Consider the following 23853-nt stretch of genomic DNA (forward strand, 5'->3'; position numbering starts at 1 on the left):
ATCTCTGTGAAACCCCTCTGACCTGCGATTTTGCTTGGATTTCCAAGTAAATCGGGGAAGGCGTCGAAGGCGCGCTGGTCACAGCCTCGCAGGAGGCCGGAGCAACGGCACGTTATCCCGGCCACCCCGGACTCGGGAAGGGTCGAGTTTCGTGACCGGAAGTGGTACGCCGCGCGGGGTGAACGGGGGTACGGAGGGAGCCGGGCGGGGTCAGCCGCCGGTCACGCCTTCGATGCTGCCCGTGCCGGCGTTCTCGCCGCCCGCGTTCTCGCCGCCCGCGTCCGTGCCGCCGTCCCCGGTACCACCGTCCCCGGTGCCGCCGTCCCCGGTACCACCGTCCCCGGTGCCGCCGTCCCCGGTGCCGCCCGACGGGGTCGGCTGCGTGGACGTCGGCGGGGCGCTCGGCTCCTCGCTCTCGGTCTCCGTCTCCGTGTACGTCGGCTCCGTGGACGGCGTGTACGGCTGTTCCCAGTTCCCGCCGGACCCCGTACCCGGGTCGGTCTCGGTCTCCGTGCCCGGGTCGGTCGTCTCCTCGGTCGCCTCGTCGCTCGGGCTCTCGCTGGCCTTCTCGTCCCCGGTGCTCTGTGTCACGGACGGCGACGTGTCGGTCTTGCCCCCGCCCCCGCCCCCGCCGCCGTTGTTCAGCGCCAGCGCGACGCCCGCCGCGACGGCGATCACCGCGAGCACCGCGAGGACCCACAGCTTGCCACGGCCGCTGCCCTTGTTGCCGTGGCCCTCGAAGCCGCCGTCGTCACTGCCGTACCCACCGCCGTACCCGGCGGGCAGGATCGGCTGCGGGATCGCCGCCGTGCCGGAGACGTCCGGGTGCGGCATCGCGGTCGTGCCCGCGAAACCGGCCGCCGGGGTGCGCGGGCCCTCGTGCATCTCCACCGGGCCGGTGTTCCAGGTGCCGGTGTGACCGCCCTGCTCGTAGAGCATCTGCAGCGCGTACTGGATCAGCCCGCGCATCTCCTCGGCCGTCTGGAAACGGTCGTCGGGCTCCTTGGCGAGGGAGCGCATGACCAGCCCGTCCAGCTCCGGCGGGCAGGCGTCCGAGGCCTCCGACGGGGGCGTGGGGATGTCCTGGACGTGCTGGTAGACCACCGACAGCGGCGTCTCACCCGTGAAGGGGGGCCGCAGCGCCAGCAGTTCGTAGAGCAGGCAGCCGGTGGCGTACAGGTCGGACCGGTAGTCGACGGCCTTGCCGAGCGCCTGCTCCGGGGAGAGGTACTGCGGGGTGCCCATGACCATGCCGGTCTGGGTCATCGTCGTGGACGCGCCGTGCAGCGCGCGGGCGATGCCGAAGTCCATCACCTTCACGGCACCGTTGTGGGTGATGATGACGTTGGCCGGCTTGATGTCGCGGTGCACGATGCCGTGCTGGTGCGAGTAGGCGAGCGCCTCCAGGACACCGGAGACGATGATCAGCGCCTGCTCGGGGCCCGGGGCCTCGGCGTTCATCAGCAGGTCGCGGATGGTGCGGCCCTCGACGATCTCCATCACGATGTACGGGACCGACTGGCCGCCGACGACGTCCTCGCCGGAGTCGTAGACGGCGACGATGGCATGGTGGTTGAGACCGGCCACCGACTGCGCCTCGCGCGTGAAGCGCGCCTTGGAGACGGGGTCCTCGGCGAGGTCGGCGCGCAGCAGCTTGACGGCGACCGTGCGGCCGAGACGTACGTCCTCGGCGGCGAACACCTCGGCCATGCCGCCCCGGCCGAGCCTGCGGGTCAGCCGGTACCGGCCGTCGCCGACGAGCCCGCCGTTGCCCCAGTTGTCCGGCGCGTCCGAGATGCCGCCGCCAGTCGCCTCGGGGTCGGACGGGCCCTGAGCGCGCTGCTGCTGTGCCATCAGTCCTCGCCGTCGTTTCTGCCCGCGGTGCGCGCGGTGTTGTTACGGTCTTCGTCGGCCACGCTACAGCCTCGGCGTGTGCCCCCGGTCCGGGACGGGCCCCCAGGACCGGCACGAGACGGACCGGCCATGAAACCCGTACTCCGTACTGTCGTGCAAATTCCGTGTACCGGTAGTACGACCGCTGTAACGCTTCCGCGACGCTTCCTTCGCGTACGGTCACGGAACGGGCACCGCGCTTGACGTGTCAGTGGCCTGGGGCAGACTTGGCCGGGAATAGCGCATTGGATCTACGACGGATCGGCCACCGGGACGGCGGCGCCGGAGAGGCTACGGGGGACGCGGAACATGAGCCAGGACGGCGCACAGGGCCACAACGCGGGGCGGGCGCTCGCCGGCGGACGTTACCAACTGCGGGACCTGCTCGGCCAGGGCGGCATGGCCTCGGTCCACCTCGCCTACGACAGCGTGCTCGACCGCCAGGTCGCGATCAAGACGTTGCACACGGAACTCGGCCGGGAGCAGGCCTTCCGTGAGCGCTTCCGCCGTGAGGCCCAGTCCGTGGCGAAGCTCACGCACACCAACATCGTCTCGGTCTTCGACACCGGCGAGGACGATGTGGACGGCATGACGACGCCGTACATCGTCATGGAGTACGTCGAGGGCCGCCCGCTCGGCTCCGTGCTCGACGAGGACGTACGGCAGCAGGGCGCGATGCCCGCCGACAAGGCGCTGAAGATCACCGCGGACGTCCTGGCGGCCCTGGAGATCAGCCACGAGATGGGGCTGGTCCACCGCGACATCAAGCCGGGCAACGTGATGATGACCAAGCGCGGCGTGGTCAAGGTCATGGACTTCGGCATCGCCCGCGCCATGCAGTCCGGTGTGACGTCGATGACGCAGACCGGCATGGTCGTCGGCACCCCGCAGTACCTCTCCCCGGAGCAGGCGCTCGGCCGGGGCGTGGACGCCCGCTCCGACCTGTACTCGGTCGGCATCATGCTGTTCCAGCTCGTCACCGGGCGGCTGCCGTTCGAGGCGGACTCGCCGCTGGCCATCGCGTACGCGCACGTGCAGGAGGAGCCGCCGGTCGCGTCCTCGATCAACCGTTCGCTGCCGCCGGCCGTGGACGCGCTGATCGCCCGCGCGCTGAAGAAGAATCCGAACGAGCGTTTCCCCAGCGCGGAGTCCATGCGCGGGGAGTGCCTGCGGGTGGCGCAGTCCTTCCACCCGGCCCCGCCGAGCATCGTGCCGGGCGCGCAGGCGCAGAGCGGCGCGGGCGTCGGCTCCGCGGTGTTCCCGCCGGTCGGCCAGGCGCCGCAGGCACCCACGGGCAACGTGCAGACGCCGTACCAGCCGACGCCGGCGCCGCACCCGTACGGCACCCCGGCACCGTCCGCGCCGTCACCCGCGTACGGCTATCCGCAGCAGGGCGGCTACCAGACGCCCGCCCCGTCGCCGTACGCGCCGCAGCAGGGGCAGGGGCCGGGGACCCCGCCGCCGTACAACATCACGCCCCAGACGTCCGGCTCGGCGGGCGGCTCGGGCGGCGGCCGGAACAAGCCGGTGATCATCGGGTCGGTCGTCGTCTCGCTCGTCGCCGTCGGCGGGCTGATCGCGGCGCTGATGATGAACGGCGGTGACGAGGATCCGCAGGCCGGCGGCGGAGGCGCTTCGGCCTCGGCGTCGGCGACCAAGGCGGAGGGCTACCGCGGACCCGACACGTCGAAGACGATCGACAAGGAGGAGTGCGAGGAGCCGAAGGAGTCGTACAACGACCCCGACAAGGTCCGGCTGCCGAACTTCAAGTTCAAGTACATCGGGTCCGTGAAGGAGTGCTTCCAGGCCGCCGGCTGGGGCAACCTCAAGATCCTCGAAGTGGACGAGAACACCTACGGCGAGGGCTCCGTCCGGGAGCAGTTCCCCCCGGCGGGCACGGACGTCGACCCCGAGAACATGCCGCAGATCACGCTCAAGGTCTCGACGGGCAACCCTCCGTCCTGAATCCCGGCCGTACGCGACACGGCGAAGGGGCCCGGCATCCAGTGCCGGGCCCCTTCGTGGTGTTCGGACAGGGACGTCGCGCGGTCTACGGCAGGGACGTCGCGCGGTTTACAGGTACGGGCCGCCCGAGCGGCCGCCCGGGTGCAGGTCCTCCGAGCCGTCACCGGCGCCGGGCGGGAGGGCGCGGCGCATCTGCTCGAGCTGGGCGCGCGCGGCCATCTGCTGGGCGAAGAGCGTGGTCTGGATCCCGTGGAACAGGCCCTCCAGCCAGCCCACCAGCTGGGCCTGCGCGATCCGCAGTTCGGCGTCGCTCGGGGTGCCCTCGTCCGTGAAGGGCAGGGAAAGCCGTTCCAGCTCCTCGACCAGCTCCGGAGCCAGACCGTCCTCCAGTTCCTTCACCGAACTGGCGTGGATCTCCTTGAGGCGGACCCGGCTGGCCTCGTCCAGGGGAGCCGCGCGCACCTCCTCCAGCAGCTGCTTGATCATGCTGCCGATCCGCATGACCTTCGCCGGCTGCTCCACCTGCTCCGTCACCGGGGTCTCGCGGGAGTCCTCGTCTCCGGTGCCGCCGCTGAGCGCCATGCCGTCCTGGCCGACGACCAGGATCTGCGGATTCTCCGGCGACCGTTCGTTCCTCGGCATCTCCATGCCGCCATTGTCGCGCACGGCCGTGTGCCGCTTCGGCGGTGCCCCCGGAAGCGGGGCCCTCCGGCGGGGGTCCACCCGACGGCCGTATCCGGAATGCCGGGATCGTTCGGGAATGCCAGGCTGTTTGGCGTCCATCCGGCCCATCTTGCCGACGGTGTGACCGAGCACCGGCCGGCGCGGGAGGTCACGGTCGTGGCTCCATGGCTGCGTGTAGTGGGGGCGACGGTTGTTCTGGTCACGGGGGCGGCGGTGGTGCCGTACGGCCCTGTCGTGGCGCCCCTCGGCGCGGGGGTGGCGTACGGGGTCGGCGCCGCCCCCTCTTCCGCGTCCCCGCCCCCTCCGTCCTCGTCCCCCTCGCCCTCGTCGTCGCCCTCCGGGGAGCCGTCGCGGGCCGGGAGCCGGCCGGATGAGGGCCGGGACCGGCCGGGGCGGCACGAGGGGGCCGAGAGGGAGTCGCGGGAGCGGGAGCGGGAGCAGGCACGGGAGCGGGAGCACGGCGACCGGGACGGTCCGGACGACGGGGGTGCGGGCGCCGTACCGCGGAGGCCGGGGCGTGCCGAGGGGGTGAGCGAGCCGCCACCGCGACCGGGGGAAGACGGGGCCGTGTCCCGGGCACCGGACGCGGGCGACACCGTCCCGCGGACACCGGCCTCCCAGGCTGCGGTCCCCTTGCCCTCCGCGACCTCGCGGGCGGCGGAGCCGAACACGGTCGCCTCCTCCACCGAGCCCGTACTGCGCATCCTGCCGCTCGGCAGCGGCCTGATGCTCATCGGACTCGGCTTCGGCCTCGCCTTCGTCGCACTGCGCATGCGTCAGGGGCGCGGCGCGTCCTGAGCCGGCGAAACCCCCTGCCGGGCATCTCCCGACAGGCCGCGACGGCCCCCCGCACACGGCCTCCCGGCACCCGGGCCGCGGCATCACCCAGCGGCGGCGCCGCCGCTGGGTGGACCTCCTGCCAGGGCGCGGACCCCGGGGCCGGCCCGGGTTCCGCGCCGTCTCCCCGTACCGCACCGAGCGGGACACGCACAGGGCGGTGCCGTACTCGGACGGGAGCCCGCCCCCGGTGGACGCGGACGGCGTGCCGCGCCGGAAGCGGGGGCAGACCCCGCCCCGGCGGCCGGCCCGACTCAGTTCGGTGTGACCAGCAGGACCTTGCCGATGTGTCCGCTGTCCTCCACGACCCGGTGGGCGGTGGCCGCGTCCGGCATCGGGATCTCGCGGTCGATGACGGGGCGGACCCGGCCGCCGGTGACGAGCGGCCAGACGTGTTCGCGTACGGCCGCCACGATCGCCGCCTTCTCCTCCAGGGGCCGGGCGCGCAGCGAGGTCGCGCTGATGGCGGCGCGCTTGCCGAGGAGGGCGCCGATGTTCAGCTCACCCTTCACCCCGCCCTGCATGCCGATGATGGCGAGTCGGCCGTTGACGGCGAGGGCCTGGACGTTGCGGTCCAGGTACTTGGCGCCCATGTTGTCGAGGATCACGTCCGCGCCCGCGCCGTCGGTGGCCCGCTTCAGCTCGGCGACGAAGTCCTGCTCGCGGTAGTTGATCAGGATGTCGGCGCCGAGTTCGGCGCAGCGCTCCAGTTTCTCCGTGGTGCCGGCGGTGACGGCGACCCTCGCGCCGACGGCCTTCGCGAGCTGGATCGCCATCGTGCCGATGCCGCTGGAGCCGCCGTGCACGAGGAGGGTCTCGCCGGGGCGGAGGTGGGCGACCATGAAGACGTTCGACCAGACCGTGCAGACGACCTCCGGGAGCGCCGCGGCCTGGTCGACGGTGAGCCCCTCGGGTACGGGCAGCAGCTGCCCGGCCGGGACGGCGACCTTCTCCGCGTAGCCGCCGCCGGCGAGCAGCGCGCAGACCTCGTCGCCGACGGCCCATCCGCTCACCCCGTCACCGAGCGCGGCGATCCGTCCGGAGCATTCGAGACCGGGGTGGGGGGAGGCGCCGGGCGGGGGGTTGTAGAAGCCCTGCCGCTGGAGGATGTCGGCCCGGTTGACGGCACCGGCCACCACCTCGACCAGGACCTCGCCGGGGCCGGCCACGGGGTCGGGGACCTCGTCCCACACCAGCGCCTCGGGCCCACCGGGTTCGGGAATCGTGATCGCATACATGAGGGGGACGGTACTCCTGGGGCGGGCACGCGGGCCGGACCGGCCGCCCCGGGAAATCCGTGTGCGGGAGCGATGAGTTTGCGCGACGGTGAAGGTCTGTCCATGCGTAGCCCAAGCATGCGGAAGGACCCGAAGCATGAGCACGCAGACGTCCGGCCTGGCGATCGAGACCGCGGGCCTGGTCAAGACCTTCGGCGAGACGCGGGCCGTCGACGGCGTCGATCTCACCGTGCCGGCCGGCACGGTGTACGGGGTCCTCGGACCGAACGGCGCCGGCAAGACCACCACCGTGAAGATGCTCGCCACCCTCCTGCGGCCCGACGGCGGCGAGGCCCATGTCTTCGGTCACGACATCGTGCGCGAGGCCGACGAGGTGCGCGGCCGGGTGAGCCTCACCGGCCAGTACGCGTCCGTGGACGAGGACCTCACCGGCACCGAGAACCTGGTCCTGCTGGGCCGGCTCCTCGGCCACCGCAAGCCCGCCGCCCGCACCCGCGCCGCCCAGCTCCTGGAGGCCTTCGGGCTCACGGACGCGGCCGGGAAGCAGGTCAAGCACTACTCCGGCGGCATGCGGCGCCGTATCGACATCGCCGCGTCCATCCTCAACACCCCCGACCTGCTGTTCCTCGACGAGCCGACGACCGGCCTGGACCCGCGCAGCCGCAACCAGGTGTGGGACATCGTGCGCGCGGTCGTCGCCCAGGGCACGACGGTGCTGCTGACCACGCAGTACTTGGACGAGGCCGACCAGCTGGCGTCCCGGATCGCCGTCATCGACCGCGGCAAGGTGATCGCCGAGGGCACCAAGGGCGAGCTGAAGGCGTCCGTCGGCGCCGGGTCCGTACATCTGCGGCTGCGGGACGCCGAGCAGCGGCCGCTCGCCGCCGACCTGCTGCGCCGCGCCCTCGACGCGCGGGTGCAGGCCGAGCCCGACCCGGTGGCGCTGACCGCCCGCCTCGCCGCGGCCGCGAGCCACGACACGGCCGCCGAGCAGGCCGCCCGCGCACTGAGCGAGCTGGCCCGCGCCGGTGTCACCGTCGACAACTTCTCGCTCGGCCAGCCCAGCCTGGACGAGGTGTTCCTGGCCCTCACCGGCCACGACACGCGCGTGTCCGACGCATCCGACACATCCGACACATCCGGTCAGGACGACTCCCACGACCCGAAGGACGAGGTGGCGGCATGAGCACCACGACGACCACCGAGAGCGCCGAACTCGCCCCGGTGCGCACCGACTCCCTCGCCGAACTGCTGGTCGCCGAGGAGCGCCCGCCGCGGCCCAGCGCCTGGTCGGCCTCGCTGACCTTCGGCTGGCGGGCGATCCTGAAGATCAAGCACGTGCCGGAGCAGCTCTTCGACGTGACGGCGTTCCCGATCATGATGGTGCTGATGTACACGTACCTGTTCGGCGGGGCGCTGGCCGGGTCGCCGAAGGAGTACATCCAGTTCCTGCTGCCGGGGATCCTGGTGATGTCGGTCGTGATGATCACCATGTACACCGGGGTCTCGGTCAACACGGACATCGAGAAGGGTGTCTTCGACCGGTTCCGCAGCCTGCCGATCTGGCGGCCGTCGACGATGGTCGGCTATCTGCTCGGCGACGCCCTGCGCTACACCATCGCGTCCGTCGTGATGCTGACCGTCGGCATGATCCTCGGCTACCGCGCCGACGGCGGGGTCCCCGGAGTGCTCGCCGGGATCGCGCTGCTGGTGCTGTTCTCCTTCGCCTTCTCCTGGATCTGGACCATGTTCGGGCTGATGCTGCGCACCGAGAAGTCGGTGATGGGCGTCAGCATGATGGTGATCTTCCCGCTCACCTTCCTGTCCAACGTCTTCGTCGACCCGCGCACCATGCCCGGCTGGCTCCAGGCGTTCGTCAACAACAGCCCCGTCACCCACCTGGCGTCCGCGGTGCGCGGACTGATGGCGGGCGACTGGCCGGCCGACGAGATCGCCTGGACGCTGGGCTGGGCCGGACTGTTCGTGGCGGTCTTCGGGCCGGTCACGATGCGGCTCTACAACCGGAAGTAGATGCGACCGTACGACCGGAAGCAGGCGGCCTCAGCCACGGTTTCGACTGCGACCTCAGCCACGGTTTCGACTGCGACCTCAGCCGACAGTCCCCACTGCGGTCTCAGCCTCAGTCCCCACGGCGGTCTCAGCCGCGGAACGGGCGGACGTCGGGCGCGATCTGTGTGCCCGGCGTCGCCCGTACGATCGTGATCAGCCGGTCCGTCAGCTCCAGCGTCCCGACGTCCCGGTCGTCGTAGCCGAGCACCCGGTGCCCGCGTACGACACTCACCACCAGGTCGCCGAGCTCCCGTGGTGTCTTGCCCACCTCGACCTTTATGACCGGCCGCTCCACTATGTCGAGCCCGGAGCCCTGCTGGATCAGGTCCTCCATGACCATGCCGGCCGAGGGGCTGAGCACGGACAGCCCGAGCAGCCGCCCGGCCGCGCTGGCGCTGGTGATGACCGCGTCGGCGCCCGACTGCTTCAACAGCGGGGCGTTCTCCTCCTCGCGCACCGCGGCCACGATCTTCGCGCCCCGGTTGATCTGCCGCGCCGTCAGCGTCACGAGGACGGCCGTGTCGTCGCGCTGCGTCGCGATGATGATCTGCCGTGCCCGCTGCACCTCGGCCCGCTTCAGCACCTCGCTGCGCGTGGCGTCCCCTATGACACCCGCGTAGCCGTCCGCCGTGGCCGCGTCGATCGCCTTCGCGCTGGGGTCGACGACCACGACCTGCTCCTTCCGGAGCCCGGTCGCGCAGACGGTCTTGATCGCGGACCTGCCCTTGGTGCCGAACCCGACGACGACGGTGTGATCGCGCAACGCGGACCTCCAGCGGTTCAGTCGCCACTCCTCCCGCGTGCGTTCGGTGAGGGCCTCGAGGGTGGTGCCGACCAGGATGATCAGGAACAGCACGCGCAGCGGCGTGATGACGAAGATGTTGGTGAGCCGGGCACTGTCACTGACCGGCGTGATGTCGCCGTACCCGGTAGTGGAGAGGGTGACGGTCGCGTAGTAGAACGCGTCGAGGAGATCGAGGGACCCGTCGGAGTTGTCGTTGTAGCCACCCCGGTCGGCGAACACGACGATCGCCGTCACCACCAGCACCACCAGGGCCATCGACAGCCGTTTGGCGACCTGGCGGACCGGATGCTCCACCAGTTTCCTCGGGAGTTTCACCCGATGGGTCACCAGGTGTTCGTCCGCCTGGCGAGCGATGGCGTCCTGGCCCGGAAGTTTCACGTGAAACACACCCCGATTCCCCCGGACGTCCAGGGCAGATCGAGCAGTTCCGCCTCCTGGCCGGGCCGTGCACCGCCGGGGGGTACGACGGCGAGCGCGTCGGCCGCCGCGATGCCGCGCAGCATGGCCGGCCCGTTGTAGAGCAGCGGCAGCGCCCGATCGCCGCGCAGGGCGACCGGGACCAGCCGGGTGTCGTACGGGTGTCCCTGCACCCCGTCCCGCAGCGGCAGCGTGTACGGCTCGGGGGCGGGGCGGGCCGCGAGGGTGCGCAGCAGGGGCTCGGCGAGCGTGAGCAGGCCGGAGACGGCGGCGAGGGGGTTGCCGGGCAGGCCGACGAGGTGCTGGTCGTCCTTGGTGCGGGCCAGGAGCATGGGGTGGCCGGGGCGCACCTGGACGCCGTCCACGAGGAGTTCGGCGCCGATGCGGCGAAGCGCGGGGTGCACGTGGTCGACCGGTCCCGCGGCGGTGCCGCCGGTGGTGACGACGACGTCGGCGTCGGATGCCGTGATGGCCTTGTACAGCGCCTGTTCGGTGTCGCCGACCCGGCGTACGGCGGTGACCTCCGCGCCGAGTGCGCGCAGCCAGGGCGGCAGCAGCGGGCCGAGCGCGTCCCGGATCAGCCCGTCGTGCGGCAGGCCCTCGCCGAGCAGTTCGTCACCGAGGACGAACACGTCGACGCGGGGGCGGGGGACTGCGGTGAGCGTGTCGTATCCGGCGGCGGCGGCCATGCCCAGGACGGGCGGGGTCACCGGGGTGCCCACGGGCAGCAACTGATCGCCGCTGCGGCACTCCTGGCCACGGGGGCGGATGTCCTGGCCGTGGGTGACGGTGTGCGGCGGCCGGGTGGCTGCGGTGACGTGCAGCCGACCCTTGTCGTCGGTGCGGCCGTGTTCGCTGCGGAGTACGGCGGTGGTGTCCGGGGGGATGCGGGCGCCGGTGGCGATGCGGACGGCCTCGCCGTCGGTGAGCGGGGTGTGCGCGGCGTGCCCGGCGAGGACGCCCTCGTCCCGCACGGACCAGGGGCCGGGGCCGGAGACCGCCCAGCCGTCCATCGCGGAGGTGTCGAAGGAGGGCAGGTCGGTGAGGGCGGTGAGGGGGGCGGCGAGGGTGAGGCCCAGGGCGGAGGCCAGCGGGACGGCGACCGGGGTCAGATAGCCGGTGCGTCCGCCGGTGCCGTGGCGCGGGGCGTTCTCGGCGATGGCGCGGGCGTCGGGCCAGGCGGTGGCGTCGTGGTGCGGGTGCGGGTGACGGGGGGTGTCTGTGGTGTCGCCGGGGTTTTTCTTCACGAGGGCGAGCGCCTCCTCGACGTCGAGGTCGTCGGCGTTCTCGTCGGTCCGGGCGGCGCGCGCGGTCATCAGGCGTCCGGGCGGGTGTCGGGGGCTTCTGGGGTGGTGTCGGAAGACTTGGGGGTGGCGCCGGAAGTCTTGGGGGTGGCGTCGGGGGTTTCCTCGTCGGCCCAGCGCAGGGCGAGTGCCGCGGCCTTGCGGGCCGCCTCGGCGACGGCCTCCCGGTCGCCGCCCGCCCGCGCGGCCGCGTAGCCGACGAGGAAGGTGGTCAGCGGCGCGGCGGGCCGGGCCACCCCGTGGGCGGCGTCGCGGGCGAGGTCGAGCAGTACGCCGGTGTCGACGTCCAGGTCGATGCCCAGCTCGTCCTTGACTGCGGAGATCCATTCATCCAACACGTGTCCATGCTCCCTGATGCGTGCCCTGGCAGTGGCGATGTCGTCCCAGGTGTCGCAGTCGAAGGACGCCACCGGGTCGGAGATGCGGGTGAGGTCGAGCGAGCCGGTCAGCCGGCGCAGGGGCAGCCCGGTCAGCTCGCCGTGCCGGCCGGTGAGCACGGTCAGTTCGCGGCGCAGGGACCCGGTCCGGTACGCGGCGACCAGCGGCTGGTCCCGGCCGTCGGAGTCGGTCAGCAGCACGCCGTCGGCGGTGCCGTGCCGGAGGGGTGCCAGCAGTCCCCGCACCGTGCGGTGGTCGAGGAAGGGCAGGTCCGCGGAGAGCAGGACGACCTGGTCGGCCGTGGTGTGCCGGAGCCCGGCGGCGAGCGCGGCCAGGGGGCCGCCGCCCGGGGGTTCCTCGCGGGCCCAGATCACGGGCCGGGCGGTGGGGCGGGGGCCGGCGACGACCACCGTGGTCCGGGCACCGGCACAGGCCGCGAGCACCCGGTCGAGCAGCGCCCGGCCGCCCACCCGCACCCCGGGCTTGTCCGCGCCCCCGAGCCGCCGGGCGGCGCCACCGGCGAGCACGACGGCGTCGTACGCGGAGTCGGGGCCCCCGGAGGGGCCGCTGGAGGAACTGCCGGAGGAACCGCCGGAGGGACCGTCGGGAGGGTCCCCTGAGGGACCACCGGGAGGATCACCGGAAGGATCGCCGGAGGGACCACCGGATGGCTGATACTCGGTCACCCTCCGAGTATGCGTGCCCCCGCGATCACAGGGAACGCGGGGGCACCGAGACGCGGCCGGGGAAACCGGTGGCTCGAAGCGGACTCACAGCGTCCGCAGCAGCACCGCCGGTTGTTCGACACAGTCCGCCACGTACCGCAGGAAGCCTCCCGCGGTGCCGCCGTCGCAGACCCGGTGGTCGAAGGTGAGCGAGAGCTGCACGACCTGCCGCACCGCCAGCTCGCCCTCGTGCACCCATGGCTTGGGGACGATGCGGCCGACGCCGAGCATGGCGGCCTCGGGGTGGTTGATGATCGGTGTGGAGCCGTCGACGCCGAACACGCCGTAGTTGTTCAACGTGAAGGTGCCGCCGGTGAGCTCCGCGGGCGTCAGCGTGCCGGTCCGGGCCGCCTCGGTCAGCCGGGCGAACTCGGCCGTGAGCGATTCGGCGCCCCGCGCGTGCGCGTCCCGGACGACGGGGACGACCAGCCCCCGGTCGGTCTGCGCGGCGAAACCGAGGTGCACGTCGCCGTACTGGACGATCTCCCTGGCCTCGGTGTCCACCGAGGAGTTGAGCTCGGGGAAGCGGGCGAGCGCGGCGGTGCAGACGCGGGCCAGCAGGGCGATGACGGATATCTTCGGCCCGCCCGCCGCGTTCATCGCGGCCCGCGTGCGCATCAGTTCGGTCGCGTCGGCATCCACCCAGCAGGTCGCGTCGGGGATCTCGGTACGGCTGCGGGAGAGCTTGTCGGCGACGGCCCCGCGGATGCCCTTGAGGGGGACACGGGTCACGCCCGGGGTGCCCGCGGCCGGTGCCGGCGCGCCCGCGCCCGCCCGGTCGGTCCGCGTGCGCGGTTCGCCGGTCGTCGTGCCCGTACGGCCCTGGGCGGCGGCGGCACGCAGGGCGTACTCCACGTCCGCGCGGAGGATCAGCCCCTCGGGTCCGGAGCCGGTCAGCTCCCGCAGGTCCAGGCCGTTCTGCCGGGCCAGCCTGCGCACCAGGGGCGAGATCACGGGGACGGGGCCGTCCACCGCGCCCGGGGTGCGGGTCTGCACGGCGGCGGGCTGCGCGGTCCTGGGCTTTCCGTTCGCCACGGGGGTGGAAGGGGCGGCGGGGGCCGTGGGTACGGCGGGGGTCGCGGGGGCCGTCTGCGGCGGACGGACGCGGCGGCGCCGGGCCGGTGCCTCCGCGGTGCCGTAGCCGACCAGGACGTTGCCGGAGCCCTCGGTGGCGGGGGTCCCACCGCGCGCGCCCTCGGATTCCGCGGACTCCGCGGGTTCCGCGGGACTCGCGTCCCCGGCCGGGCGGCCGTCGGCCGGCTCGCCCACCGCCACCGTCAGCAGCGGAGCGCCGACGGGCAGCTCCGTGCCCTCCGCGCCGAAGCGGGCCGTGACGACACCGCCGTAGGGGCAGGGCACGTCCACCATCGCCTTGGCCGTCTCGACCTCGACGACCGGCTGGTCCACGGCGACGACGTCACCGACCTCGACCAGCCAGCGCACGATCTCCGCCTCGGTGAGCCCCTCACCGAGGTCGGGCAGCTTGAACTCCAGCACCTGTGCCATCAGCTCTCGGCCTCCCATTGCAGACGCCCCACGGCGTCCAGGATCCGGTCCACTCCGGGCAGGTGGTGGCGCTCCAGCATCGGCGGCGGGTACGGCAGGTCGAACCCGGCCACACGCAGCACCGGTGCCTCCAGGTGGTGGAAGCAGCGCTCCGTGACCCGGGCCGCGATCTCCCCACCCGGGCCGCCGAAGCCACCCGACTCGTGGACGACGACCGCGCGCCCCGTCCGCCGTACCGAGGCGCACACCGTCTCGTCGTCGAACGGCACCAGGGAGCGCAGATCGACGACTTCGAGGTCCCAGCCCTCGGCCCGGGCCGCCTCGGCCGCCTCCATGCAGACGGGCAGCGACGGCCCGTACGTGATGAGCGTGGCGCTCCGCCCTGAGCGCCGCACCACCGCACGGCCTATCGGTTCAACGGCCGTCGGCTCCTCCGGGTTCCAGGAGTCCTTCGACCAGTACAGCCGCTTGGGCTCCAGGAAGACGACCGGGTCGTCGGAGGCGATGGCGGCGCGCAGCAGCCCGTAGGCGTCGGCGACGGTGGCGGGCGTGACGACGTGGAGCCCCGGAGTCGCCATGTAGTACGCCTCGGAGGAGTCGCTGTGGTGCTCGACGCCGCCGATGCCGCCGCCGTAGGGGACGCGGATGGTGAGCGGCAGGGGCATCTTCCCGCGCGTGCGGTTGCGCGTCTTCGCGACGTGCGAGACCAGCTGCTCGAAGGCCGGGTAGGCGAACGCGTCGAACTGCATCTCCACGACCGGGCGCAGTCCGTACATGGCCATGCCGACGGCCGTGCCGAGGATGCCCGCCTCGGCCAGCGGCGTGTCCGTGCAGCGGTCCTCGCCGAACTCCTCGGCGAGTCCGTCGGTGACGCGGAAGACGCCGCCGAGGGTGCCGACGTCCTCGCCCATGACGTGCACGGACGGGTCGGCGGCCATGGCGTCGCGCATCGCGCGCGTGAGGGCCTGCGCCATGGTGGCCGGCTTGACGGCGACGGTGGTCATCGCTGTGCCCCTTCCGGCTCGGCCTCGGCCGCCAGCTCGGCCCGCAACTGCTCGCGCTGTTCCAGGAGCTGGGGGGTGGGCTCGGCGTAGACGTGGGTGAAGAGGTCCATGGGGTCGAGCGCCGGGTCCTGGTTCATGCGGGCGCGCAAGGAGGCGGCCATGGTCTCGGCGTCCTGGCGGGCGGTCTCGACGCCGGTCTCGTCGAGCAGTCCGCGCCCGGTCAGCTCGTGCTCCAGCAGGGCGATCGGGTCGTGCTGCTTCCAGGTCTCGACCTCGGCGTCACCGCGGTAACGGGTGGCGTCGTCGGCGTTGGTGTGGGCCTCCACGCGGTACGTGATCGCCTCGACCAGGGTCGGACCGCCGCCCGCGCGGGCGCGGCGTACGGCGTCGGCCAGGACCTCGTGCACGGCGGCGGCGTCGTTGCCGTCGACCAGGCGGCCGGGCATGCCGTAGCCGACGGCCTTGTGGGCCAGCGACGGGGCCGCGGTCTGCTTGGCGAGCGGTACGGAGATCGCGAAGCCGTTGTTCTGGACGAGGAAGACCACCGGGGCCTGCCAGACGGCGGCGAAGTTCAGCGCCTCGTGGAAGTCGCCCTCGCTGGTGCCGCCGTCGCCGACCATGGCGAGCGCGACCACGTCGTCGCCCTTGAGGCGGGCGGCGTGCGCGAGACCGACGGCGTGCGGCAGCTGGGTGGCGAGCGGGGTGCTCAGCGGGGCCACGCGGTGCTCGTGGGGGTCGTAGCCGGTGTGCCAGTCGCCGCGCAGCAGGGTGAGGGCCTCGACGGGGTCCACTCCGCGCGCGACGACGGCGAGGGTGTCGCGGTAGCTCGGGAAGAGCCAGTCCTGCTCCGCCAGGACGAGCGCGGCGGCGACCTCGCAGGCCTCCTGGCCGGTGCTGGAGGGGTAGACCGCGAGACGGCCCTGCTTGGTGAGGGCGGTGGCCTGCGCGTTGTAGCGGCGGCCCTTCACCAGCTCCGTGTACAGCCGGCGCAGCAGCTCCGGGTCGGCCTTGGCGGCCGCCTCGGTGCCGAGTACGCGGTACGGCTCCGCGTCGGGCAGCAGCGGCGCGGGGTCGGTACGGGGCTGCCAGGCGGGCGGCGGGGTCGGCCGGTAGGCCCCCCGCTGCTCCATGACCGTCATGACGGCACCTCCTCGTGGGATGTCGGAGACGCGGCGTCTGTGACGCGCCTCACCAACCGATTGTTCGGTCGCCGGCACATTTTGGCTACGGGTGGCACCAGGCTGTGGACAAACGGTTCTCCACAACCTGTGATGGATGCAGGACGTCCACGGCGGAGAGGTGGGGGCGGGTGGCATCTGAACAAATGGCCGAGGGCCAGGAGGGGGGCGGGCCGCTTGCTCCCGCGCGGCCCCTGGACGCCATCGACCAGGACATCCTGCGGATGCTCCAGGCGGACGGCCGCGCGTCGATACGGTCGGTCGCCGAGCGGGTGCACGTCTCCCGCGCGAACGCGTACGCGCGCATCAACCGGCTGGTCGAGGACGGTGTCATCCGCGGCTTCGGGGCCCGCGTCAACCACGAGCGGGCCGGCCACGGGACGTCCGCGTACATCACCCTGAAGATCGTCCAGAACACCTGGCGCACGGTCCGCGAGCAGCTCCGGCAGCTCCCGGGCGCCTCGCACATCGCGCTGGTGGGCGGGGACTTCGACGTACTGCTGCTGGTGCACACGCCCGACAACCGGGCGCTGCGCGAGCTGGTGCTCACCCGGCTCCAGGCGATCCCCGAGGTGCTGAGCACGCGCACCCTGCTGGTGTTCGAGGAGGAGGACCTGGAGCCGCAGGGGTGAGGTGAGGGCCCTCAGGGCGCCTTGCGCAGCCCTCCGAAGGCCAGCTGGACCACCGCGTCGGCCACCTCGAGCTCGTTCATGCCGCGCCCGTCCGGCCGGTACCACTCCACGATCGAGTTGATCATGCCGAAGACCAGCCGGGTCACCAGGCGCACCTCTATGTCCTCGCGCACGTCCCCGTCGGCCGCCGCGGCCTTCAGCAGCGCCGCCACCCGGTGGTCGAACTCGCGCCGCCGCTCAAGCGCCCACCGCTCGGTGCCCGTGTTGCCGCGCACCCGCAGCAGCAGCGTCACGTACGGCAGCTCGGCGATCAGCACCTCGACCATGCGCCGTACGACGTACTCCAGCCGCCCGGCGGCGCGCCCCACGCGCGCGTGCTCCTCGTCGAGGATGCCGAAGAGCCCGTCCAGGGCCCGGCTCACCGCGCGGCGCAGCAGTTCCTCCTTGCCGGCCACGTGGTGGTAGATCGACGACTTGGAGATGCCGGCGGCCTTGGAGAGGTGCTCCATGGAGGTGCCGTCGTAGCCGCGCTCGTTGAACACCTGGACGGCGACGGACAGCAGCGTCTCCGGGGTGTACGTGTCGCGCCTGGCGGTGGTCATGGGGTGTCCTCCCTCTCGCGGGTGGCGCACGCGTACCGGTAGAGCGCGAGGGACGGCGCGTAGCGGCCGGACGGGTCGATCTCGTGCATTTCGTCCAGCAGGGCGCCGGCCCAGCCGCGGCCGAGGCGGCGGCTCCACTCGAAGGGCCCCAGGGGGTAGTTCACACCCAGCCGCATCGCGGTGTCGATGTCCTCCTCGGTGGCGACGCCCTTGGCGGCCGCGTCGACCGCGAGGTCGATGATCCGGGCCACCGTCCGCGCGACGATCATTCCGGGGACGTCCCCGATGACGCTGACCTTCTTGCCGAGCGCCTGGAACAGTCCGGTGGCCTCGGCGACGGTCACCGGGGAGGTGTCCTGGGCGTGGGACAGGGCGATGCGCGTGGCCGCGCGGTAGTCGAGGGCGAGGTCGAAGTAGACGACGTCGCGGAACTCCACGGAGGTCTGGCCGTCGGCGAGCACGAGTTGGCCGCCTCCGGGCAGCACCAGGCGGGTGCCGTTGTCCTCGTCCTCCTCGCGCACCTCGATGCCCGCATCGCGGATCAGGGCGAGCAGCTCGGAGGCGGGACCCAGGTCACCCTCGGCGACGACGTACGCGGGCGGTTCGGCGGGCTCGGCGGTGTGCGGTTCGGGGCGCTCGGCGCCGCCGCTGTGGTCGTACCAGCCGTGCCCGGTCTTGCGGCCGAGGCGGCCGGACTCGACCAGGCGGCGCTGGGCGAGCGAGGGGGTGAAGCGCACGTCCTGGAAGAAGGACTGCCACACCGAGTGGGTGACGGACTCGTTGACGTCCTGTCCGATGAGGTCGGTCAGTTCGAAGGCACCCATGCGGAAACCGCCGGACTCGCGCAGGACCGCGTCGATGGTGGCCGGGTCGGCGCCCTGTGACTCGTACACCGCGAAGGCCTCGGCGTAGAAGGGCCGGGCGACGCGGTTGACGATGAAGCCGGGGGTGTCGGCGCAGGCGACGGGCGTCTTGCCCCAGGCGCGGGCCGTCTCGTACGCGCGCGTGGCGTACGAGACGTCGGTGGCGAAGCCGGAGACGACCTCGACGAGCGGCAGCAGCGGGGCGGGGTTGAAGAAGTGCAGGCCCACGAAGCGGCCGGGCACGCGCAGGGCACCGCCGATCGCGGTGACGGAGAGGGAGGAGGTGTTGGTGGCGAGCAGGCAGTCGTCGGAGACGACGTCCTCCAGCGCGCGGAACAGCTCCTGCTTGACGTCCAGGCGCTCCAGGACGGCCTCGACGACCAGGGCGCAGTCGGCGAGCTCGGCCAGCCCGTCGGCGGGCCGCAGACGGGCGCGGGCCGCGTCCCGTTCGGCGGCGGTGAGGCGCTCCTTCTCCACCAGCCGGTCGAGCCGGGCGCCGATCGCGTCGGCCGCCTGACGGGCCCGGCCGTCAGCGGCGTCGTACAGTCGCACGGGATGGCCCGCGACCAGCGCGACCTGGGCGATTCCCTGGCCCATGGTGCCGGTGCCGACCACGGCCACGGGACTGCTGAGGTCGAGTGCTGTCATGTGCGCGATCCTCCCGCACGAGGTTTTCCACAGATGCGGCGGACCCCCTTGTCCCGACCGATCGTTCGGTTACTCTAACTCTGACCGCCCGTTCTGACTACGTTTCCGCACAGGTCCATGAGCTCGACGAAGAGTTCCTGAGACGAGGAGTTGGTCCCGCATGGCCGCCGAACCCACGGCGCACGAGCTGATCGCCCGGCACCGTCCCACCCTGGACCAGGCGCTGGAAGCGATCCGCACGCGCGCGTACTGGTCCCCGCACCCCGAGCACCCCAAGGCGTACGGGGAGCACGGCAGCCTGGACATGGCGGCGGGCAAGGCCGCCTTCGACGCCCTGCTCGGCACCCGCCTCGACCTCGGCCAGCCCGGCACGGACGGCTGGGTGGACGGCGAGACCTCCCCGTACGGCATCGAGCTGGGCGTGAGCTACCCGCACGCGGACCTCGGCGAGCTGCTGCCCGCCATGAAGGCGGGGATGCGGGCCTGGCGGGACGCGGGCGCGGAGACCCGCGCGGTGGTCTGTCTGGAGATCCTCAAGCGGATCAGCGACCGGACGATGGAGTTCGCCCAGGCGGTCATGCACACCTCCGGCCAGGCGTTCATGATGGCGTTCCAGGCGGGCGGTCCCCACGCGCAGGACCGCGGCATGGAGGCGGTGGCCTACGCGTACGCGGAGCAGGTCCGCACGCCCGACACCGCGGAGTGGACCAAGCCGCAGGGCAAGCGCGACCCGCTCGCGCTCACCAAGCGGTTCGTCCCGGTACCGCGCGGCATCGGCCTGGTCATCGGCTGCAACACCTTCCCTACGTGGAACGGCTACCCGGGCCTGTTCGCCTCGCTCGCCACCGGCAACGCGGTCCTGGTCAAGCCGCACCCCCGCGCGGTGCTGCCGCTCGCGCTCACCGTCCAGGTGGCCCGCCAGGTGCTCACCGAAGCCGGCTTCGACCCGAACCTGGTGGCGCTGGCCGCCGAGCGGCCCGGCGAGGGCATCGCCAGGACGCTGGCCACCCGCCCGGAGATCCGGATCATCGACTACACCGGCTCCACCGAGTTCGGCGACTGGCTGGAGAGCAACGCCCGCCAGGCGCAGGTGTACACCGAGAAGGCCGGCGTCAACACGGTGATCGTGGAGTCGACCGGCGACTACAAGGGGATGCTGGCCAACCTGGCGTTCTCCCTGTCGCTGTACAGCGGCCAGATGTGCACCACCCCGCAGAACCTGCTGATCCCGCGCGACGGCATCACCACCGACCAGGGCCCCAAGTCCTTCGACGAGGTCGCCGCCGACCTGGCGAAGGCGGTCGACGGCCTGCTCGGCGACGACGCCCGCGCGAACGCGCTGCTGGGCGCGATCGTCAACCCGGACGTCAAGGCCCGCCTGGAGGCAGCCGCCGGGCTCGGCGAGGTCGCCCTCGCCTCCCGTGAGATCGCCAACCCGGAGTTCCCGGGCGCCGTGGTGCGCACGCCGGTGATCGTGAAGCTGGACGGCGCCAAGCCGGACGCCGAGGCCGCCTACATGAGCGAGTGCTTCGGCCCGGTCTCCTTCGCCGTCGCCGTCGACTCGGCCGACGACGCGGCGGAGCTGCTGCGGCGCACGGTCCGCGAGAAGGGCGCCATGACGGTCGGCGCGTACACGACGTCCCCGGAGGTCGAGGAGACGGTGCGGGAGGTCTGCCTGGAGGAGGCCGCCCAGCTCTCCCTGAACCTCACCGGCGGGGTGTACGTCAACCAGACTGCCGCCTTCTCCGACTTCCACGGCTCCGGCGGCAACCCGGCGGCCAACGCGGCCCTGTGCGACGGCGCGTTCGTGGCCAACCGCTTCCGGGTGGTCGAGGTGCGCCGGGAGGCGTAGGACACCGTTTCAGGAAGGTGCGCCCCCGGTGGCGCTCCAGTGGTACAGCGTCATGGCCACACTGGTCGCGAGGTTGTAGCTGGAGACCTGGGGGCGCATCGGCAGTGCCACCAGGTGGTCGGCCCGCGCGCGGAGCTCCGCCGACAGTCCGCTGCGCTCGGAGCCGAAGGCGAGCAGCGCGTCGTCCGGCAGCTTCAGCGAGCGGATGTCCTCGCCCTCCGGGTCGAGCGCGAAGACCGGGCCGGGCGGCAGCTCCTCCACAAGCAGCCGTTCCACGGCGGTGGCGAAGTGCAGCCCCGCCCCGCCGCGTACGACGGTGGGGTGCCAGGGGTCGAGCGTGCCGGTGGTGACGACCCCGGTCGCCCCGAAACCGGCGGCCAGCCGGATCACCGCGCCCGCGTTGCCGAGGTTGCGCGGGTTGTCCAGGACCACCACGGGGGCCGTGCGCGGGGTGTGCGCCAGCTTCTCCAGGTTGCCCGCGCGGGAGGGGCGTACGGCCAGGGCGGCCACGGCGGTGGGATGCGGGCGCGGCACGAGAGCGGCGTACGTCCCGTGGGGCACCTCGGTCAGCAGCTCCGCCAGCGCCTCCCGCACGTCCCCGGCCAGCTCGTCGGCGAGGGCGAGCGCGCCGGCCCGGTCCGCGGTGAGCGCCACCGGGACCTCGGCCCCGAAGCGCACGGCGTGCTTGAGGGCGTGGAAGCCGTCGAGCAGCACGGCGGTACCGGCCAGGCGGTGCCATGCGGAGACGGGGTCGGCCGGAGTCTCGGGAGCGGGGTCGGTCATGGCGTGCAGCCTACGTGCGCGGGCCCGGCACTCCGCCGGGTGCCGGGGCGGCCTCCGCCGGGTCCTTTCCGACCGGATGGTCGGCCGGGCGGTCGGCCGGGGGCCGCGGTCGCGGAACCGACGTCCCGCGCGGGCGCGGCCGCCCCCGCGCGCGTGCCGCGAGGTTCCCGAGGCGGCGCAGGAAGGCCGTCGGCAGGAAGACCGCGTCCGCCGCGATCATCGCCAGGGAGAAGAAGGGCAGTCCGAGCACGACGGCGATGACCGCGTGCTCCGTGATCATGAAGGCCAGCAGGACGTTCTTGACCCGCCGGTTGAACAGCGTGAACGGGAAGGCGACCTGCACGGCGACCGTCCCGTAGGTCACCAGCATCACCATCGTGCCGCTGGCCGACAGCAGGTCCGCGAGGGCCGGCCAGGGGGAGAAGTACTCCAGGTGCAGCGGGTAGTAGACGGCGGTGCCGTCCTGCCAGCGGGAGCCCTGGACCTTGTACCAGCCGGCCGTGGCGTAGATCAGACACGCCTCGGCCATGATCACCAGCAGCGCGCCGTTGTGCACGACGTTCGCGACGACGTCCAGCAGGATCCGCGGCTGCCCGGTCTCCGCGCGGCGCCCCACCAGCCACCACAGCGCCTGCGCGAGCCATACGGTCCACAGCAGCGCCGGTATGAACCAGTCGCCGTCCATCCGGCCCGCCAGTGTCGCCAGGAGCAGCAGCAGGCCCAACACGCCCCACAGCACCGGACCGGTCCGGTCGCGCGGCCACTCGCCACGCGCGCGTGCCCCGGCCGCGCGGCGCGCGCGGCGCGCGTCCAGGGACCAGACCCGGCCGCAGCGCGTGAACACCAGGTAGATCGACATCAGGTGCAGGACGTTGTCGCCGCCGTCCCCCATGAAGACGCTGCGGTTCTGCAGCGCCAGCACACCCACCATGAACAGCACCGACATGGTGCGGGTGCGCCAGCCGAGCAGCAGCAGGAGGCTCCACAGCACGGCGAGCGCGTAGACGGCCTCGAACCAGACCTGGCTGTCCGACCACAGCAGCGGCGTGAAGGCGTCGTTCGTCGCGACCAGCTGGTCGGCGAGTTCCCAGCTCCAGGGCCCGTCGGGGCCGTACAGCTCCTGGCGGTGGGGGAACTCGCGCAGCAGGAACAGCAACCAGGTCAGGCTGAAGCCGATGCGGATCACGGCGGTCTGATAGGGGCCGAGCGCGGAGTCGGTGACGCGGGCGATCGCACGGGACAGGGCCAGCGAACAGCGGTTCACCCCGCGCCTCCCCGGGCCTCGTCCTCGGGCAGTGACCACCAGGACAGCGTGCGGTACACGGGTGTGGTGGAGATCTTCTCCCCGCTCCACTCGGGCGGCGGCACCTGGGCGGTCCGTGAGCGGATCTGGACGCGCTCGACGGCACCGCCCGGGCCGGCCGCGTCCGCGCGGTCGAGGCGCAGCACCGCGATCCGGCGCAGATACGTCTCGGACAGCGCCCCGCGCAGGCCCACCGGCCGGTTGTCGTCGTCGTGCGTGGCGGCGAAGAAGTCCCAGGCGCGGCGCAGCTCGTTCTGCTGGGTGTGGCTGGGCAGGAGGTTGCCGTCGATGGCGCGGCCGTCCTGTGCGGACAGGTCGTACCAGCCGGTGGTCCGCGTCCCCCCGTCCGCCGTGCGGATCTCGGCACGCACCTGGACGGCGATGTCCTGCTGCAACGGGTTCGGCGCGAACAGCTTCCAGTTCTGCTCGAACTCCGGGTAGATCCAGTTCTCGACCGTCTCGCCGTGCTTCTTGCTGACCGTGTTCGCCGGCGCGACGTGCAGGAACGTCATACCGAGGTGCACACAGACCGTGACCGCGACGACCGCGAGCGCCACCGCGGCGCCGATCTGATAGCGCAGGGAGAGCGCGGCCACCCCGGTACGGGGGCCGGCGGGCGGGCCGGCGGACGGCGTCCCTGCGGGCGGGCCGGGGGCGGCGTGAGGGCCGGCGTCGGGATCGGCAGGGGAGTGCGGGAGGCCTTCCGGGCGGCCGGTACCGGGCGGTAGGGCTCCTGGTGCGGGTGAGCCGGCCGGGGCGGCGGACTCGGCCGGGGCGGCGGGCCCGGGCAGGGCGGCGCCCGGTTCCGGCCCGCCCGGCCCGGCGGAGGGCCCCGCAGGGCCGTGCCGGGCGTTCGAGCCCTTGTCGTACGCGTCCATTCCGCCCCGCTCCCCGATCCCGGTCCGTCGCCGCGCCCTCCGGCCACGAGAACGGCGTTCCGCCCCGCACGACCGCTCCGCCGTGTCGCACGGAACGGTACTCAGCACCGGCCCCCCGAGCACAGTCCCGCCGGGATCCCGTTCCCCGGCCGTATCCACAGCGCGGCCCGAGCCCTCGTTGTCCACAGGCGGTCCCCGCAGGTTATCCACAGCGGTTGACACCTCGCGGCGCCCGTCTCACCATGGAATCGCACGAACCGAACGATCGGTCGGGAGCGTGCTCCGGGA

Annotated in this window: 20 protein-coding genes; 6 read left to right on the forward strand and 14 right to left on the reverse strand. The window is 72.8% G+C overall.

Features of this window, described 5'->3' with window-relative positions; genetic code table 11:
• Positions 1-210: 210 nt before the first annotated feature.
• Positions 211-1854, reverse strand: coding sequence for a protein kinase domain-containing protein (locus AMK33_RS14795; protein WP_073933269.1), 1644 nt, complete (start codon positions 1852-1854; stop codon positions 211-213).
• A 348-nt stretch (positions 1855-2202) separates the two neighbouring features.
• Here AMK33_RS14795 and AMK33_RS14800 point away from each other — a divergent pair, with 348 nt between their 5' ends.
• Complete coding sequence (locus AMK33_RS14800; RefSeq protein ID WP_073933270.1) at positions 2203-3858, forward strand: protein kinase domain-containing protein; 1656 nt, start codon at positions 2203-2205, stop codon at positions 3856-3858.
• A 108-nt stretch (positions 3859-3966) separates the two neighbouring features.
• On the opposite strand, the gene AMK33_RS14805 is transcribed toward AMK33_RS14800, so the two are convergent.
• Positions 3967-4506 carry a bacterial proteasome activator family protein gene (locus tag AMK33_RS14805; RefSeq protein WP_073933271.1) on the reverse strand — a complete coding sequence of 180 codons (540 nt, stop codon included), beginning with the start codon at positions 4504-4506 and terminating at the stop codon, positions 3967-3969.
• 603 nt (positions 4507-5109) lie between these two features.
• Between AMK33_RS14805 and AMK33_RS14810 the strand changes: the two genes are divergently transcribed.
• The gene (locus AMK33_RS14810) at positions 5110-5340 is read left to right on the forward strand and encodes a hypothetical protein (protein ID WP_073933272.1); all 231 of its coding nucleotides are present in this window, start codon (positions 5110-5112) and stop codon (positions 5338-5340) included.
• A gap of 293 nt (positions 5341-5633) precedes the next feature.
• Here the strand turns inward: AMK33_RS14810 and AMK33_RS14815 are convergent, their stop codons facing one another.
• The gene (locus AMK33_RS14815) at positions 5634-6617 is read right to left on the reverse strand and encodes an NAD(P)H-quinone oxidoreductase (protein ID WP_073933273.1); all 984 of its coding nucleotides are present in this window, start codon (positions 6615-6617) and stop codon (positions 5634-5636) included.
• A 136-nt stretch (positions 6618-6753) separates the two neighbouring features.
• On the opposite strand from AMK33_RS14815, the gene AMK33_RS14820 reads away from it, so the two are divergent.
• Positions 6754-7803 (forward strand): ATP-binding cassette domain-containing protein, encoded by a 1050-nt coding sequence (locus AMK33_RS14820; protein WP_073933274.1) that lies wholly within the window; start codon positions 6754-6756, stop codon positions 7801-7803.
• Positions 7800-8648 carry an ABC transporter permease gene (locus AMK33_RS14825; RefSeq protein ID WP_073933275.1) on the forward strand — a complete coding sequence of 283 codons (849 nt, stop codon included), beginning with the start codon at positions 7800-7802 and terminating at the stop codon, positions 8646-8648. The genes AMK33_RS14820 and AMK33_RS14825 overlap by 4 nt, the downstream gene beginning before the upstream one ends.
• 127 nt (positions 8649-8775) lie before the next feature.
• On the opposite strand, the gene AMK33_RS14830 is transcribed toward AMK33_RS14825, so the two are convergent.
• From AMK33_RS14830 to pdhA, 6 genes are all read right to left on the reverse strand, one after another.
• Positions 8776-9870, reverse strand: coding sequence for a potassium channel family protein (locus tag AMK33_RS14830; RefSeq protein ID WP_201263026.1), 1095 nt, complete (start codon positions 9868-9870; stop codon positions 8776-8778).
• A complete protein-coding gene (locus tag AMK33_RS14835) occupies positions 9867-11225 on the reverse strand; it encodes a molybdopterin molybdotransferase MoeA (protein ID WP_073933277.1) in 1359 nt (452 codons plus the stop codon). Before AMK33_RS14835 ends, AMK33_RS14830 begins: the two co-directional genes overlap by 4 nt.
• On the reverse strand, positions 11225-12118 hold the full coding sequence (locus tag AMK33_RS14840) for an NTP transferase domain-containing protein (protein ID WP_073933278.1): 894 nt from the start codon (positions 12116-12118) through the stop codon (positions 11225-11227). The genes AMK33_RS14835 and AMK33_RS14840 overlap by 1 nt, the downstream gene beginning before the upstream one ends.
• Before the next feature lie 243 nt (positions 12119-12361).
• A complete protein-coding gene (locus AMK33_RS14845) occupies positions 12362-13822 on the reverse strand; it encodes a dihydrolipoamide acetyltransferase family protein (protein WP_073933279.1) in 1461 nt (486 codons plus the stop codon).
• Entirely contained in the window at positions 13822-14826 is a 1005-nt protein-coding gene (locus AMK33_RS14850; protein ID WP_073933280.1) for an alpha-ketoacid dehydrogenase subunit beta, read from the reverse strand. The genes AMK33_RS14845 and AMK33_RS14850 overlap by 1 nt, the downstream gene beginning before the upstream one ends.
• A complete protein-coding gene (pdhA, locus tag AMK33_RS14855; RefSeq protein WP_073933281.1) occupies positions 14823-15965 on the reverse strand; it encodes a pyruvate dehydrogenase (acetyl-transferring) E1 component subunit alpha in 1143 nt (380 codons plus the stop codon). Before pdhA ends, AMK33_RS14850 begins: the two co-directional genes overlap by 4 nt.
• Before the next feature lie 185 nt (positions 15966-16150).
• Between pdhA and AMK33_RS14860 the strand changes: the two genes are divergently transcribed.
• Positions 16151-16636, forward strand: a complete 486-nt coding sequence (locus tag AMK33_RS14860; RefSeq protein ID WP_073933282.1) for an Lrp/AsnC family transcriptional regulator — start codon at positions 16151-16153, stop codon at positions 16634-16636.
• Between the two features lie 11 nt (positions 16637-16647).
• Here AMK33_RS14860 and AMK33_RS14865 read toward each other — a convergent pair whose 3' ends face one another.
• Complete coding sequence (locus AMK33_RS14865) at positions 16648-17238, reverse strand: TetR/AcrR family transcriptional regulator (RefSeq protein WP_073933283.1); 591 nt, start codon at positions 17236-17238, stop codon at positions 16648-16650.
• Complete coding sequence (locus AMK33_RS14870; protein ID WP_073933284.1) at positions 17235-18749, reverse strand: 3-hydroxyacyl-CoA dehydrogenase; 1515 nt, start codon at positions 18747-18749, stop codon at positions 17235-17237. The genes AMK33_RS14865 and AMK33_RS14870 overlap by 4 nt, the downstream gene beginning before the upstream one ends.
• Before the next feature lie 160 nt (positions 18750-18909).
• Between AMK33_RS14870 and paaN the strand changes: the two genes are divergently transcribed.
• Entirely contained in the window at positions 18910-20601 is a 1692-nt protein-coding gene (paaN, locus tag AMK33_RS14875) for a phenylacetic acid degradation protein PaaN (protein ID WP_073933285.1), read from the forward strand.
• 9 nt (positions 20602-20610) lie between these two features.
• On the opposite strand, the gene AMK33_RS14880 is transcribed toward paaN, so the two are convergent.
• Genes AMK33_RS14880 through AMK33_RS14890 form a run of 3 tightly spaced genes read right to left on the reverse strand, consistent with a single transcriptional unit; the run spans position 20611 to position 23565 of the window.
• Positions 20611-21384, reverse strand: coding sequence for a TrmH family RNA methyltransferase (locus AMK33_RS14880; RefSeq protein ID WP_073933286.1), 774 nt, complete (start codon positions 21382-21384; stop codon positions 20611-20613).
• Positions 21385-21394: 10 nt separating this feature from the next.
• Positions 21395-22648 (reverse strand): HTTM domain-containing protein, encoded by a 1254-nt coding sequence (locus AMK33_RS14885; RefSeq protein ID WP_107425108.1) that lies wholly within the window; start codon positions 22646-22648, stop codon positions 21395-21397.
• Positions 22645-23565: a DUF5819 family protein gene (locus AMK33_RS14890; RefSeq protein WP_073933287.1), complete on the reverse strand. Its 921-nt coding sequence runs from the start codon at positions 23563-23565 to the stop codon at positions 22645-22647. Before AMK33_RS14890 ends, AMK33_RS14885 begins: the two co-directional genes overlap by 4 nt.
• Between the last annotated feature and the right edge of the window lie 288 nt (positions 23566-23853).

This window comes from Streptomyces sp. CB02400, from assembly GCF_001905725.1.
Lineage (GTDB): Bacteria > Actinomycetota > Actinomycetes > Streptomycetales > Streptomycetaceae > Streptomyces > Streptomyces atrovirens.

What these genes read in the sequence shown, in the direction of transcription:
- AMK33_RS14795 (WP_073933269.1), bottom strand. Translation starts at nt 1,854, where the DNA reads ATGGCACAGCAGCAGCGCGCTCAGGGCCCGTCCGACCCCGAGGCGACT.
- AMK33_RS14800 (WP_073933270.1), top strand. Translation starts at nt 2,203, where the DNA reads ATGAGCCAGGACGGCGCACAGGGCCACAACGCGGGGCGGGCGCTCGCC.
- AMK33_RS14805 (WP_073933271.1), bottom strand. Translation starts at nt 4,506, where the DNA reads ATGGAGATGCCGAGGAACGAACGGTCGCCGGAGAATCCGCAGATCCTG.
- AMK33_RS14815 (WP_073933273.1), bottom strand. Translation starts at nt 6,617, where the DNA reads ATGTATGCGATCACGATTCCCGAACCCGGTGGGCCCGAGGCGCTGGTG.
- AMK33_RS14820 (WP_073933274.1), top strand. Translation starts at nt 6,754, where the DNA reads ATGAGCACGCAGACGTCCGGCCTGGCGATCGAGACCGCGGGCCTGGTC.
- AMK33_RS14825 (WP_073933275.1), top strand. Translation starts at nt 7,800, where the DNA reads ATGAGCACCACGACGACCACCGAGAGCGCCGAACTCGCCCCGGTGCGC.
- AMK33_RS14835 (WP_073933277.1), bottom strand. Translation starts at nt 11,225, where the DNA reads ATGACCGCGCGCGCCGCCCGGACCGACGAGAACGCCGACGACCTCGAC.
- AMK33_RS14845 (WP_073933279.1), bottom strand. Translation starts at nt 13,822, where the DNA reads ATGGCACAGGTGCTGGAGTTCAAGCTGCCCGACCTCGGTGAGGGGCTC.
- AMK33_RS14850 (WP_073933280.1), bottom strand. Translation starts at nt 14,826, where the DNA reads ATGACCACCGTCGCCGTCAAGCCGGCCACCATGGCGCAGGCCCTCACG.
- pdhA (WP_073933281.1), bottom strand. Translation starts at nt 15,965, where the DNA reads ATGACGGTCATGGAGCAGCGGGGGGCCTACCGGCCGACCCCGCCGCCC.
- AMK33_RS14860 (WP_073933282.1), top strand. Translation starts at nt 16,151, where the DNA reads ATGGCCGAGGGCCAGGAGGGGGGCGGGCCGCTTGCTCCCGCGCGGCCC.
- AMK33_RS14865 (WP_073933283.1), bottom strand. Translation starts at nt 17,238, where the DNA reads ATGACCACCGCCAGGCGCGACACGTACACCCCGGAGACGCTGCTGTCC.
- AMK33_RS14870 (WP_073933284.1), bottom strand. Translation starts at nt 18,749, where the DNA reads ATGACAGCACTCGACCTCAGCAGTCCCGTGGCCGTGGTCGGCACCGGC.
- paaN (WP_073933285.1), top strand. Translation starts at nt 18,910, where the DNA reads ATGGCCGCCGAACCCACGGCGCACGAGCTGATCGCCCGGCACCGTCCC.
- AMK33_RS14880 (WP_073933286.1), bottom strand. Translation starts at nt 21,384, where the DNA reads ATGACCGACCCCGCTCCCGAGACTCCGGCCGACCCCGTCTCCGCATGG.
- AMK33_RS14890 (WP_073933287.1), bottom strand. Translation starts at nt 23,565, where the DNA reads ATGGACGCGTACGACAAGGGCTCGAACGCCCGGCACGGCCCTGCGGGG.